Source organism: Bacteroides sp. An19 (assembly GCF_002160215.1).
Classification (GTDB): domain Bacteria; phylum Bacteroidota; class Bacteroidia; order Bacteroidales; family Bacteroidaceae; genus Phocaeicola; species Phocaeicola intestinalis.
This window is the reverse complement of sequence record NZ_NFKD01000051.1, coordinates 18823-33274: the sequence shown is the minus strand read 5'-3', so window position 1 is coordinate 33274 and position 14452 is coordinate 18823. Positions and strand designations below refer to the sequence as shown.

Here is a 14452-nt window from a genome sequence, read left to right as displayed (position 1 = left end):
TAACCAAGATCAGGAAGAAAATTAATGCCAGACCGAGAGAAAAACTCAATTTCTTGACTCCGGCTGAGGTCTTTTTCAAAAATATTTCGTAATGTTGCACTCGCTGGTTGACTCTGCCCCGGACATCGAACGGATTATTCTGGTATCTGTTTGGCTCGTATCAAAATATTGCTTACATTTGCTTACTTTATCAACCAAGAACCATGAAAACAATCTTCTGCTACATATTTTTATCTCTGCTGACATTCCTTCCTGTCCGGGCGCAACTGAACTGCACATTCACACATTATTCGCAAGAGAACGGACTTTCGGAAAACACCGTAATGGCTATGGTACAAGACCATGACGGCATGCTATGGTTTGCGACATGGGATGGAATCAACCGCTTCGACGGGTATGACTTCCAAGTTTACAAAGCACGCAAAAGCAATGAAGTGGAATGGGCATCCAATCGCATCGATTACCTATATGTAGACGCCAAAGGTAATATATGGTGCATCGCCTACGACGGACATGTATTTCGCTTTGACAAACGTCGGGAAACCTTTGACGAAATTTTATCTCAGGAACCGGAAAGCAATCTTGTAATAACCAACATTGTAACCTTGAAAAACGGAACAGTATGGTTGCTTGCCGGAAACGATGGAGGCATACGTATTACACCTGCAACCTCACAGCAGAAGGAAGGACAAAAAACTTACCTTTCGAGCGCATGTGGGGAAAAGGGCACACGCATCTACAACATACATTTGGATAGCAAAGGAAGAGAATGGCTGCTTAGCGAAAACGGTTTGCTCCGTATAGACCCTGATGGGAAAGAAACAAGTTATTTTGCCGATACCCATCCCCGGAAAAGACAGCAGGAACAACCGTTTTTCGATGTACTGGAAGTAGAAGGAATGTTGTGGTTCACCTCACGGCAAGGACGTGTATGGATATACAATACAAACAATGACATATTCACATTGAAAGAACTTCCCATACAAGACAACATTATCGCCATCCGCCAGCTAAAAGACGGACGTATGGTATTCGCAGCCCCCAAGCAAGGCATCCTGATAACTGATACACAGACAGAATCCATATATTTTTATGGAGCAGAGCAAGGATTTGACTTTGCCAGTTCACCCATCATCTCGATATACGTAGACAGTCATGACGAAATATGGGCAGGTGTAGACCGTTCGGGGTGTGTATGCCACTTGAACCCAGACGAAAAACAACTGAAAGTAGAACAGATAAAAGTAGAAAAAGACCCGGCCGACCGCTCGATACCTGTATTCTCTATCTGCGAAAACCGGGACGGAAACTTATGGGTACATCCTGTAGGCGGAGGATTGTCCTGGTTCGATCGTGACTCAGGCAGGCTATTGCCTTTTTACGATGAAGCCGGAAGCAGTGAATGGCGCTTCTCAAATAAATTGCATGCCATGATGACCGACCGCCAGGGGAATCTGTGGCTAGGTACCCATTCGAAAGGACTGGAAAAAGTTTCGTTCTTCGATAATGAATTCCGCCTATACAAACCCTTGGCATGTCATTACGACACTCACGCCAATCAAGTGCGTGCCTTGTGCGAAGATTCACAAAAACGTATCTGGATAGGTACACGGGACGGGAAAATTACCATCTTCAACACCGATATGGCTCCTTTAGGCTACCTTACCGCTGATGGACGTATCTCTTCATCGGGCACTCCGTTTATCACCCCAGCCTACCGCATCATGGAAGACTCGCATGGCACCGTCTGGATAGCCTCAAAAGGTGGTGGCATTATCCGTCTCGAACCACAGGAAGGAAATAAATCTTATCGTCCGACTCATTATACGTATGATGCCAACGACATTTATAGCTTGAGCCACAATAGTGCTTATGATATCTGCGAAGACGGAAAAGGACGTCTGTGGATAGCTACATTTGGGGGAGGTATCAACTGCATGGAACCTCAGGCAGACGGAAGCTATCGTTTCATTAACTTTCGCAACAACCTGAAATCATATCCAATGGAACGTTGTTACAAAGCACGTGCCTTGCAACGCGATGCCAACGGTACAATGTGGATTGCTACATCGAATGGACTTCTTTCTTTCGATGAAGACTTCACCCGCCCAGAAGCCATCAGCTTTCATCTGCATGCACGTACTCCGGGCGACCCTGAGAGTTTAAGCAACAACGATATATATGATATTCTGCTCACTGGGAAAAAACATTTGTTCTTTGCTACATTCGGCGGTGGCTTGAATAAATTGAAAGACATAGACCATAAAGGCAAAGCACGTTTCTCATCTTACAATACTACCAGCGGCCTACCCACCGATGTACTGGTATCACTAGCCGAAGACGAAAAAGGAAATATATGGATAGGTACAGAAAGCGGACTGAGCCGCATGGATACTCATAAACATCGTTTCGACAATTTTCTGCGACGCGAACTGGGAGAAGAATTGGCCTTTGAGGAAAATACGGCCATGGTACTCACCGATGGAAGACTACTCTTTGGGTCGAACCGCGGAGTGCTTGTATATCGCCCGGAAGAAGTAAAGACCAACAATTATGTGCCCGAAATTATCTTTGCCGGCCTGAAAATAGCCAATGAAAACATCATGCCTAAAGCCGGGACGGTACTGCCAGAGTCTCTGAACAGTCTGGGCAGTCTTGTACTTCCCCACACCAAAAACACCATAGCTCTCTCATTTGCAGCACTTGACATGAACTTCCCGGAAAATATCAAATATGCTTATATGCTGGAGGGATTCGATGAAGAATGGAACTATGTAGGCAAACAGCGTACGGCTACCTATACAAACTTACCTCAGGGGGAATATACTTTCCGCATCCGTTCTACCAACGGAGCAGGTATATGGGTAAACAACGAACGGCATTTGCCTATAACTGTCCAGCCTGCTTTCTGGGAAACCCCTATCGCTTACGGACTTTATGTCATCGTTTTTCTCGGCATATTGCTTGGTGGAGCTTATATTTTATTCATTATCTACCGCCTGAAACATGAAGTTTCTGTAGAACAACAGGTTACAGATATCAAACTGCGCTTCTTCACCAACATTTCACACGAATTACGTACCCCACTCACTTTGATAGAAGGTCCGCTAAGCTATATTTTAAAACGCAACGACCTGACACATGAAGTGAGGGAGCAGCTACAAGTTGTAGAGCGGAATACCCACCGTATGCTACGCCTGGTGAACCAGATTCTGGATTTCCGCAAAATACAGAACAACAAGATGAAGCTCTGTGTAGAGCAGGTGGATATCGTTCCTTTTGTCCGTAAAATCATGGAAAACTTCGAATCGCTGGCCGAATCAAACAAAATAGATTTCATCTTCGAAAGCGAACAACCTTCGTTGAAGCTATGGGTAGATGTAGACAAAGTAGAAAAAATTATCTTCAACCTACTCTCAAATGCATTTAAATATACTCCACAAGGCAAAAGTATTAAAGTCTTTATACATGAAAATGAAAAGAGCATAGCAATAGGCGTGCAAGACCAAGGAATCGGTATTCCTGAAAGCATGAAGAAATCTTTATTCGTACGTTTCGAGGCTTTACTGGATAAACATCTGATGGGAAACAGTACGGGAATAGGCCTGTCGCTTGCCAAAGAACTGGCAGACCTACATCATGCCGACATCCACGTAGACAGTAAGGAAGGAGAAGGGAGCTGCTTTACTATAGAATTCCAGAAAGGCAAAGAGCATTTCGGTGAACAAGTGGAATTTATTGTTTCGGACAATGTCGAGCTATCATCCGAAAGCAATTTGCCGGAAATAAAACAAGAACCTCAAGTTGAAAATACTTTATCCGGAACAATTACCGACCGAAAAACAATGTTGCTGGTGGAAGATAACCTGGAACTACGTTTCTTCTTACGTAACATTTTTAATGAAGAATTTCAAACCATCGAAGCATCAAATGGTACAGAAGGTGTAGAAAAAGCCCGCAAATATATCCCCGACATCATCATCAGCGACATCATGATGCCCGAAAAAGACGGTATAACACTGACGAAAGAATTGAAAAGTGACATGTCAACCAGTCACATACCTATCGTTTTACTGACTGCCAAGACCGACATGGACAGCAAATTGCAAAGTATGGAACTGGGCGTAGACAGCTATATCACCAAACCCTTCAGTGCCGTATATCTGAAAGCACGTGTAGACAATCTGCTCATGCGCCGCAAACGGCTGCGCCAATTCTATAGCGAACACCTGATGAACACCAATGCTCCGGCTACAGAAGAGGAAGCAAAAGTGGAAAAAGAAGTGCAAAATTCTATTTCACCACAAGACAAACTCTTTATGGACCACTTGACGGAATTTATGGAGAAAAATCTGGATAATGGTGATCTGATAGTGGACGACCTGGTGAAAGAAATGGCGGTAAGCCGCTCGGTTTTCTTTAAGAAACTGAAATCGCTTACTGGATTTGCCCCAATCGAATTCATCAAAGAAATGCGCGTAAAACGTGCTGCACAACTGATAGAATCGGGCGAGTTCAATATGACCCAAATTGCCTATATGGTAGGTATCAACGACCCACGCTATTTCAGCAAATGCTTTAAACAACGTTTTGGAATGACACCTACAGAATACAAGGAGAAAGCGCGGAAAAAATAGAAAATGAATATTCACATTTTGTCCAATACGCCCCTACATGGGATGTTTGCGGATATTCAGTAAATAGAATGAATATCCGCATTTTTGTGGAATTCATAAAAAACAGACCAGCATGTCTGTACTCGCTATGGGGAAAATTCAGAACGGATAACCAATAGCAAAATGCAGACCTTGTCCGTCCTTGAACCGGGGAATGTTATAATACCCAGAACGTCCGGTTTCATAAGGCACGTGGAGAGCAATTCCCCAATCCAGACGAAGGACAAGAAAAGACAAATCATAACGGATACCCACACCAGTACCTACAGCTATATTATCGAAAAAATGTTTGAAAGTGAATTCCGCACCGGGACGAGCCTCATCTTTCCGCATCAGCCACACATTGCCTGCATCAAGAAAGACTGCCCCGTTAAGATTTCCACCAAACATATTCGAGAAAAGCCTGAACCGATACTCCAGGTTTGCTTCCAGTTTGATGTCACCTGTTTCATCTACATACGAATAGGCAGCATTATCTGCCGGATGAAAACGTCCCGGACCCAACGAACGTACCGTAAAGGCACGGATGCTATTGGCACCTCCCACGTAAAACTGCTCATTGTAAGGTGCAATAGTCTTATTGCCATATGCCCAAATCACACCTGCCATCAACCGTCCTGCCAGCTGCTGTTTTTCATTGATGTAAAACAACGGGCGTATCTCACTGGTAAATTTCAGGAATTGGGCAAAAGGGGTTCCTAAAAATTTCTTTTCTTTTTCTTTGAATCCTCTTCCGAAAGCAGCATAAATAGCCGACGTGATATTTCCTGCCGAAGTGAACGAGTTCTCCCACCATATCCGCCAACGGCGTTGACGCCACGAATCATCATAAGTAAAAGTATACGAAATGGAAGGGATGAACTGGTCGTCCAAACTATGAAAGAGCATTGGGTTTGCCAAAGCAATCGAATCGAATGTAGCCGTACGGCGTTGCAAGTGATTGAAAGCAAGATGAACCGGTGTGACGGTATGTTTCATGCTTCGTGATTTCTGAAAGCTATAAGATATACTTCCGCCAAAAGAAAGCATTTTGAAATAACGGGCACGGTTCACCTGCTCTGCATAGATGCGGAAATGGGTTTCGGAAGGGAAACGGAACGGATCTATCCGGTTGCGTACCCAAGGAATGACAATGCGCGGAAAATCAAGTGAAAGCGCAGCACCCAGTTCATACGAATTCATAACCGACTTGTCACCGTCTACCGTCGAACTGGTCTGCCATTCGTACGAACCTTTCAGTTCCAGATTCAGCGAAGCCCCCATCCTCAGGAAGTTCTTTTTCGTAAGTTTGAATATAGCTCCCGGACCAGTCTGCTTTGTACTCTTGGTCGTGACATTCAATTCCAATTCACTATCGTAAGGCAAATCGAACATGGCATTTACCCGTACATCAAGCGTATCTTCACCGGAACGAGGCAAGTATTGCATCTCGTTGAACTTAAACACTCCCAATCGTGAAAGTGCTTCCTGGGTATAATCTTGACGTGTCTGTGAATAAAGTTCTCCTTTCCGATAAAGAAAACGCTTACGCAATACATCGAAGCGCAATCCTGGCTTGTCTCCGGCATAAAACACTGTAAAGTCACGCAATTTCATTGAGTCAACAGGAGGTTCTCCGTTGTATCCTGTCAAATAAACAGCTGTCTTCCCGATATGATAGGTTTTTAAGGCTTCTTTCGGAAGATTGGCAGCAGGAACCATCTTCAGCATCACATAGCCGGGACGCATCAGGGTGTCGGCTAGAAATGTCAGGAAATCGGTACGTGCATAATAATATCCGTGGTTGCGCAACAAATCTACCACCCGTTGACGTTCTGCATTCAGGGTATTGACATTAAAATAATCATCGGTATGTACCAGTCGCTCCGATGAACGGGCATGAATCAGACTGTCGGTTCGGGGAGCAAAACCTTCGTATAGCAATGTATCTATCCGGTACGGACGCCCCATATCAATATCATAACTCAATTTTACGGCACGTTCGTTTTTGGTGCTGTCTATTTTCCATGTGACATGCCCATCGAAGAAGCCATAATCACGAAGCAAGTTGCCCGCCACTTTGGCACGGGTATCCGGATTCACTTCCGATAGCAGAACGGGGTCGGCAGCCAGATGCTTGAATATCCACCTGCCGAAACCTTTTTCATATCGTTCAAAGCGATTATACATCCATAGTCCGAAAGGAATAGGAAACCGCACATTCGGATAGGTCACGATAGCATTGTTGGGAGCAATGCTGATGGCTCCCATCACTTCGTCTAATGCCGTCTGTCCGGCTTTGGTTTCATCTTCATTCTGGATTGTGATATTTTTCAGTCCCAGATAGAGGGTTTCTCCTTCGGGCAAATGCTTGGTGGTAGAGCATGATGACAACCCTGCCAGCATCCCGAGCAAAACGAATATATATGCGTCCAGTCTTTTCATTAGCTTCTATACCTTATTAATATACCTTCATTGCCCTTCGCTTATACCTTCATTGGTAGGTTTGTTTTTTTTACGCGAACGGAAGATAAAAAGTTCGCCCAGCTTACTTACTTTTTTTCTCAATACAACACCTACTCCCGTTTCAATCACTTCACCATCAAGTATGCTTTCGTAGTTTTTATCGTGGAAAATCTTGATATAGCGCGTGCCGCTATTGTCCAGTCTGTATTCCAGCGAGATATTGTCGATAAACGATTCTTCCTGTTGCTGGGCATCATTACCTGTCGAAATCTTCCCACCTATCACCACTTGGAAGCGGTTGTTCCAAAAACGTTTGGCAAACTGGAAGTTATAGTCTGTTCGTGAAGCTCCGCTTCCTTGCTCGGTGGTTTCCATACCGAAATTGATGTCAATGGTTTTCAGCGCACTACCTGCCACTTTATTGATTTCGCTTTGTAGGAAAGAATTCAGCATACTGTTCGTATCAAAGCCATTGCCCGTGCTTCCGCCTCCCATATACATACCGGTCACCAGCATCGTTACAGCAAGCTTGTTTTTCTCTTCTTCCGATTTCCCCGCCAGTTCGTTCTGCATTGTCCCGTCTTCGGGAGCTTCCAAGGTAAAAGCAAATCCCAAGTTTTCCAGCCGGTTGGTCAGGCGCACCCCAACATCAAAATTCACCATTCTCGAACTGTTGTCATCCGATGCCACCGAAGCCCGTACCCGCTCCGAGGCTTTGATGTTAAGATTAGGGTTCATCAGGTCGCCTGTCCACTCAATATAGCTTCCGCTCTGTATGTGGAATGTCTTCAGTGGAATAATGGGCATTTCATACTTCATTTCTCCACTCATCAACGAATAACGTCCGTTCAGTACCATATTTCCATCTGGCTGGTATTGAAAGGAAAGGTCACCTCCCCCCTCCAGCAACATATAGTTGCTTCCGTCTTCGTTCAGGTCTACACGTGCCTGTACCGCCTCGTCGATATGCAGGGTCATCAATACATCAATACCTCCCAACGACACTGGTTTGAATGTCCGCAAATCCACCTGTGCTGTATCACGGAAGTCAACGAAGGTTACCGTTTCGCTCAAACGGTCTTCTACGGTAAGAGGAGAATCTTTCAGGATATATGTAAAATCGCTGTTCCCCAAGATGTTCATATTTCCCCGCATTGTCAGATTTTCGGGAGACCCTTTTACCATCGAAGCGAAATCGACATAAAGCTTCCCATATACTAAGGATTCTTTTGTCCGTTTGGCATTGATAAGTTCGAAATTGCGTGCATTCATCTGAAGATTGACATCGATTGCAGCAAAATCATTTACATCCACATAGCCATCGATGGTAAACGGTGTAGCCCCCTCGGTATAGATATTAAAGCGTTTGAATTCCAAACGGTTCTGATTGATTCTAAGGGGACGATTGTCTAAGCGCAGGTTCAGTGAAGCCTGAGGGATTCCTACCTGTACACTATCCAAGGCAAACTCTCCGTCAAGAATCGGTTTTAAAGTAGAACCGTTCACATTTACGCTTCCATCCACGTCACCTGCAAGTGTAGCCATTTTCCCCGGGATGAAAGCATTGGCAATGTGTAAGGGAAAATGGTGCAGGCTTACCTTTGCATCGATTCTGTCTTCTGTCTGCTTGTCAAGAGCGGTTGCATAAGTACCGTCCAGATTCACCGCCTCTTTCCCATCAATAGTGATAAAACCGTCAATGCCGTGTGCTCCATTTTCCTGAGGCAAATAAACCGCCGACATTCCCCAGTCGCCCAAAGATTGCCGGTTATATGCCAGGCGTTCTACCTGCATCTCGGCTGCAACTTGCATATCTGCTTCCGTCTGCACATAATGTACTTCTGCACTCACTCGTCCGGCAATATCGGGCATATAAGGCACCACTCTGCGAAACTCGGCTATATCTATGCGGTTCAGAGCCAAAGTCAAGTCTTGCAACGCAAGGGTATCGGGTGTAGAGGTCAGCGACAAGCCGGTATGAAGCGTGTCCGTCAAGCGCAAGTCGGCATGTATACGTCCTTTGTCGGCAAGGTAAATGTAATTGTCGGGATTTGCCTGGAAATGACGGTATACTAATATGGGGGTATCGGGAGAAACATGTAAGCTGACTCCATCGGGATGCAGGCGGGCTTCTAATCCCAGGTCGACTCCTTTCTCACGCTTATTATTCAAATACATTATCCGAAGCCCAGCCCGGACAGAGTCAATACTTCCTCCCATACCGATATCGAAAGCTTCCTGACGCTTGCTGGCCAATGCTTTTACACCACTATGAAACAAGAAGCGGGTAGAATCTTGGCGGGCATCGAAAAATATGGTGTCCAGCCGCAGACTATCGGTACGTAAACCATAAAGATTCATTTCGGCATTCAGTCCGTCGGAAGGTGAAGCGGTCATCTTTGCCCGAAAACGGTCATACCGCAAATGATTGGCAGAAAGCAAGTTTGCAACCGGATTATCCGAACCGGAAAAGACTCTCAGTTCTGCCTGGGGCAAGAGAAGTTTCAATGCCCGTTGGTCCAGCTTACGCGCTTTCCATTGACGGTCGAATTCCTTCATCAGTGCTGTAGCACCGGTCCCCAAGCGCTCCACTCCGTCAGGCGAACGGAAAAGAAAAGTCAGGTCGCCTGCATTTACATAACTCCGGATAGAATCGGAAGCCATCTCCACTCCGGCATGAAGGTCTTTTGTGTGAAACGTATTTTCTTCCGTAGCAAGAACAATATTGGTCAGCGATAACCGTACACGATGGCTTTTCTTCATATCGGTCTGGGCATAAGCTTTGATGTGAAGTGATGGAGTCAGTTTGGTTCCTGTTACCGACAAAGCTTTCAGGTCCAGCCGTTTCACCTGTGCGTCTAAGTCTGCTTGAATGGCATTGGGACGAAGCGAAGCATTAAGGCTGGCAGAAACGTCCACGGCATGGTCAGACACAAAGAGTGCCACATTGCCTTGCGACTGACGGAGGTCGGCTTCGAGCTTCAATCCCGAAAACAGCCTATGCCCATAACGGAGATGAGATACTTCAGCATCTGCCTTCGCTTGAGTATGAGGGGAAAAGAAATCCAAGCCCACTCCTTCCGCATGCAATGTAGCAGAAAGGCCGTAAAGTGAGTCTTGAGGCATGAAACGGTGCAAATTCAGGCTATCGATATCTATCTGTGCTTTGTAACTGGCCGAAATCAGGTTATATCCTGCATCCAATACTATTTTACCCTGTCCTCCATCATTCAGTTTCATTTGGGCTGCAAGCTGATTTCCCGTCAATGAAGCCATCCCTTCCAAACTCATTCCCGTAGGAACAGCTACACTTTCCCCTGTAAGAGCTTTCAGAAAACCAAGGTTCCCGGTTTGTGCCTCCAGATGCAACAAACCATCGCGCCGCACACTATCAAGTGGAAAAAACATTTCTCCGCTGGCTTCGGCACGTATGGCTCCCGGAAGTGTAAGCGATAAGGCTGTAAGACGCAAATTGTTCAGACTTCCATCTATTCCGGCACGTACTTGCAGAGGTACCGATGGATAATGACGTACAAATTCATCGGGCATGTCCGTCACTACTTTCAACAAATCATTTTTACCGATATCTGCCATCAGACGTGCCCGTATCGTTCCTTCTTTGTCCGTATCCATCGCATCCCAATCCATCGAAGCGTTTAGTTCTATAACCGAATCAGGAGTCTTGATGCGGAGTGAAGGCACATTCAGCGTATGAGCATCCGACACCAGCCTCCCTTCGCCAGAAGTGATTTCCAGTCCAGAGTGTTCTTTCAGGTTCAGATTCCGGATCATAGCATGTATATCGTTTCCTGCATAGCGTAGCGAATCCATACGCAGGTTTATTTCAGTCAGGACGATGTGTGAAGGGTCTATTCCCTTTTCAATGGGAGCGAGTGTACCCGACTCAAACGTAGCTTTTCCACCTTCCAACGAAAGTGTACGTGCCGCATACGCCATCTGATGCAGGTCAACATCTCCTTCGCGCAACGAAAGTCGGTCAAGTGCTATTCCCATCCGAAGTGTATCAAGCGGCATTTGCATGGCAAAGGAAACATCTTCAAAGTCGATTTTGCGCAAGCGGAACTTCCAGTATACCGGTGCCGAAGCAGTGGTATCGGCAGCAGAGGTATCGGCAAGACACATCGACAAGTGAGTATCTTTCAGAGTAAGCTCATCTATTATGGCAGTTTCAGGGCTCAGCTCCACTCCATGCGAAGCAATAAACAGATTCCCCAAATCCCCTTTCAATGTCATGCCTTCTATCAGGCCTGCCGTATTTACCGAAGCTTTACGTAATTCCAGTCCGTCCAACTCCACCTTTTTCTTAAATAAAGGGAGCAACTGCACCTGGGCAGTTAGCCGGTCGGCATATAGTATGGTGTCGCCGGTATTAATGACAAGTGTACGGTGCACCACCAGATCGAGTGGAAAAGAAAGCGAAATTCTTCCGATGGAAATCTGCATACCCGTAGCTTCCGATGCATACCGGGTGGCAGTATTCACCAGAAAATTCTGTATGGGAGGCAGATAAACCAACACACACAACACAACAAACAATATCAGCGGAGATGCTATAATAATCCCCAACCGGCGAATGTTTTTCTTCATAAAAATGCAACCAATTGCTTTTGCAGATGCGAATATAAGCAAAAATAACCGAATTGCATCGTTTTTTGATTGATTTGATAACATCAACCGACTGAAAAATCTTTAACTTTGCACCATACATTAACTAAAACAATACACTATGAAACCAACTTTATTCGTTCTTGCCGCCGGAATGGGAAGCCGTTACGGAGGTCTTAAACAACTGGACAGCCTGGGTCCGAACGGAGAAACCATCATGGATTATTCCATTTACGATGCAATCCGTGGAGGATTCGGCAAACTCGTGTTTGTCATCCGTAAAGATTTCGAAAAAGATTTTCGCGACAAAATCATCAGCAAATACGAAAACCACATCCCGGTAGAAGTCGTATTCCAGTCTACCGACAAACTTCCGGAAGGCTTTACTTGCCCAGCCGAACGTACCAAGCCTTGGGGGACCAACCACGCCGTACTGATGGGTAAAGACGTTATCAGCGAACCGTTTGCCGTTATCAACGCCGATGACTTCTATGGACGTGACAGCTTCGCCGTAATCGGCAAATACCTGTCCGAACTTCCTGAAGGCGCGAAAAACCAATATTGTATGGTAGGCTTCCGGGTAGGAAACACATTAAGCGAAAGCGGAACCGTGGCACGGGGTATCTGTTCGACCGATGCGGAAGGACACTTGACCACCGTAGTAGAACGTACCGAAATCATGCGCATCGACGGCACCGTATCTTATAAGGACGATGACGGGAAATGGGTGGGCATCGCTGACAACACCCCGGTATCGATGAACATGTGGGGATTCACGCCCGATTATTTCAAGTATTCGGAAGATTATTTCGTAGATTTCCTGAAGGAAAATATCGACAAGCCGAAAGCCGAATACTACATCCCGCTCATGGTGAACAAGCTCATCAACGAAGGTACCGCCAAGGTGAAAGTACTCGACACCACTTCACGCTGGTTCGGCGTAACGTATGCTGCCGACCGTCAGGGAGTGGTAGACAAATTCAAGGCACTTGCCGATAGCGGCGAATATCCTTCACCCTTATTCTGATAAATCACTTATTTTCACCACAGATTACACGGATTTTATTATCATCCGGGTATTCTGTGGTGTTTTGTATGCATTTTATTCATGTATAATAAATGTTAAACAGCACATAAATGTAAACACTGTATGGCAATATAAGAAATAAATAGTCTAATTTTGCAAACTGTAGTTTACAATATTAGATTATTTATTTATATGAACGAAGCAAAAGAAACCTTTCGTGAAGTGAATGAAAGCTTCACAACCAAAGAAGCTATCGACGAAGCAAAACGATGCCTGAACTGTAAAAATCCTTCCTGCAAAAAAGGATGTCCCATTGATAATGACATCCCCGATTTCATCCATCAGCTCTCTATGGGGAATATGGGTGATGCCATGCGCATCATCAACGAAAAGAGCAACCTGCCTGCTATCTGCGGACGTGTATGTCCACATGAAAAACAATGCCAGGGACATTGTGTGCTCTATGCCAAAGGAAAAGGCATCCAAATCGGTAAGTTGGAACGCTTCATTGCTGATTTCGATACCGAAATGAATCTGATACGGGAGAAACTTCCGCAAAAAACACGAGGAAAAGTTGCTGTTATCGGCTCAGGACCTGCCGGACTTACCGTAGCGGGTGATTTGGCACGACAAGGATTCAACGTCACCATCTTCGAAGGACAAAGCGAAGCGGGAGGAGTCTTGATGTATGGAATCCCCGAATACCGCCTTCCCAAAGCAGTAGTAACCAAAGAAATACAAAAAATAGAAGCATTAGGGGTAAATTTTATTCTGAACTGTCTGGTAGGAAGAGACATTACTATCGACCAACTGTTCCAACAAGGATACGATGCCATCTTCATCGGAACTGGTACCGCACTTCCCAAAGACTTGAATGTACCGGGCAATACACTTCGTGGCATCGTCCAGTCATCTTATCTGTTGCACATGGTCACTATTTTTAACCAGAACATTGTGAGTCGTGATGCCGTACCGATGCATGAAGGCGATCGGGTAGCGGTCATTGGATGTGGAAATGTGGCTATGGACGCTGCACGTACCGCCGTACGTATGGGAGCTTCAAGTGTAACAGTTCTCTATCACCGTACCGAAGCTGACATGAGTGCCATTCCTAGCGAATACCAGGAAGCTGTGAAAGAAGGAGTGAAATTCATGTGGAAAACCTCTACCAAGGAGTTTTTGGGGGACGGAGATGGAAAAGTGACCGGTATCCGTGCAGAAACTCCCGAAGGTATCCAAGACCTGCCATTCGACTGTGTCCTGCTTGCCATCGGGTCACGTCCTGCCAATCGCATCGTATCAACCACTACTGGCATAGAGGTAGACGAAACTGGATATGTTATCGTGAAAGAGCGCCCATACGGAATGACTACCCGCCGGGGCGTATTTGCAGGAGGTGACGTAGTGCACCGCCCGCACACCGTAGTACTTGCCATGAAAGCTGCCAAACAGGTAGCAGCAGGCATTGCACAATATGTAGATGCCGTGAAATTATTGTCTATAGAGTAGAAACTGTTTATACTTTGAACGGTGTGCAATTGTGCATTTTAATGGTCATGCCGGATTACACAGCCGACATGACAAGCAAGCTTTATTCTCTCTGTCATATAGCTGCACCGTTTGTAAGATTAATAATCTTACAGCGTGAAGATTAATAATCTTACGGCATGAAGATTAA

Annotated in this window: 5 protein-coding genes; 3 read left to right on the top strand and 2 right to left on the bottom strand. The window is 45.5% G+C overall.

Annotation, left to right across the window (positions count from 1 at the left end; genetic code table 11):
• The first annotated feature begins 203 nt into the window (after positions 1-203).
• Positions 204-4637, top strand: a complete 4434-nt coding sequence (locus B5F25_RS15815; RefSeq protein ID WP_087250664.1) for a hybrid sensor histidine kinase/response regulator transcription factor — start codon at positions 204-206, stop codon at positions 4635-4637.
• Between the two features lie 138 nt (positions 4638-4775).
• On the opposite strand, the gene B5F25_RS15810 is transcribed toward B5F25_RS15815, so the two are convergent.
• Both B5F25_RS15810 and B5F25_RS15805 read right to left on the bottom strand, forming a co-directional pair.
• A complete protein-coding gene (locus B5F25_RS15810) occupies positions 4776-7100 on the bottom strand; it encodes a BamA/TamA family outer membrane protein (RefSeq protein WP_087210923.1) in 2325 nt (774 codons plus the stop codon).
• A gap of 27 nt (positions 7101-7127) precedes the next feature.
• Complete coding sequence (locus tag B5F25_RS15805) at positions 7128-11729, bottom strand: translocation/assembly module TamB domain-containing protein (RefSeq protein WP_087250662.1); 4602 nt, start codon at positions 11727-11729, stop codon at positions 7128-7130.
• A 139-nt stretch (positions 11730-11868) separates the two neighbouring features.
• On the opposite strand from B5F25_RS15805, the gene B5F25_RS15800 reads away from it, so the two are divergent.
• Both B5F25_RS15800 and B5F25_RS15795 read left to right on the top strand, forming a co-directional pair.
• A complete protein-coding gene (locus B5F25_RS15800; RefSeq protein ID WP_013617806.1) occupies positions 11869-12774 on the top strand; it encodes a nucleotidyltransferase in 906 nt (301 codons plus the stop codon).
• Positions 12775-12966: 192 nt separating this feature from the next.
• The gene (locus B5F25_RS15795) at positions 12967-14283 is read left to right on the top strand and encodes an NAD(P)-dependent oxidoreductase (RefSeq protein WP_022040335.1); all 1317 of its coding nucleotides are present in this window, start codon (positions 12967-12969) and stop codon (positions 14281-14283) included.
• The last annotated feature ends 169 nt before the right edge of the window (positions 14284-14452 follow it).